Origin of the sequence: Paenibacillus rhizolycopersici (assembly GCF_014947195.2) — a bacterium.
GTDB lineage: Bacteria > Bacillota > Bacilli > Paenibacillales > Paenibacillaceae > Fontibacillus > Fontibacillus rhizolycopersici.
Window position 1 is genome coordinate 1 of record NZ_JADCNN020000053.1, and the last position, 498, is coordinate 498.

A 498-nucleotide genomic window follows, 5' to 3' on the forward strand; every position below is an offset into this window, starting at 1 on the left:
GCAAAGTTACTCACTCGTTGGTCAGTTTTGAGAGTTCAAACTCTCATGCGTTTGGTGATGATGGCGGAGGGGTTCCACGCGTACCCATCCCGAACACGACCGTTAAGCCCTCCAGCGCCGATGGTACTTGGACCGAAGGGTCCTGGGAGAGTAGGACGTCGCCAAGCGCAGCCCATTTTTGGGTTCACAAATAAATATCCGTTATGGGCCCTTAGCTCAGCTGGTTAGAGCGCACCCCTGATAAGGGTGAGGTCGGTGGTTCGAGTCCACTAGGGCCCACCATATATCCCATAACGATTGGCATCACGCCTCTTAATGGGGATTATTTTGGGGCCATAGCTCAGCTGGGAGAGCGCCTGCCTTGCAAGCAGGAGGTCAGGAGTTCGATCCTCCTTGGCTCCACCATATGATTTACCTTGATCCTTGAAAACTGGATAAACGAAACGAAATTTGCGTTTTAGAAACATTCCTTTTAGCTGAACTTGTGTCAAAACAAGT

The 498-nt window shown here is 50.6% G+C and carries 2 tRNA genes and 1 rRNA gene; all 3 read left to right on the forward strand.

Annotated elements, in window-relative coordinates:
- The first annotated feature begins 50 nt into the window (after positions 1 to 50).
- Positions 51 to 167: ribosomal RNA gene (gene rrf / locus IM700_RS22975) — 5S ribosomal RNA — on the forward strand.
- A 38-nt stretch (positions 168 to 205) separates the two neighbouring features.
- A tRNA-Ile gene (locus tag IM700_RS22980) sits at positions 206 to 282 on the forward strand.
- 47 nt (positions 283 to 329) lie between these two features.
- A tRNA-Ala gene (locus IM700_RS22985) sits at positions 330 to 405 on the forward strand.
- Positions 406 to 498: the final 93 nt, after the last annotated feature.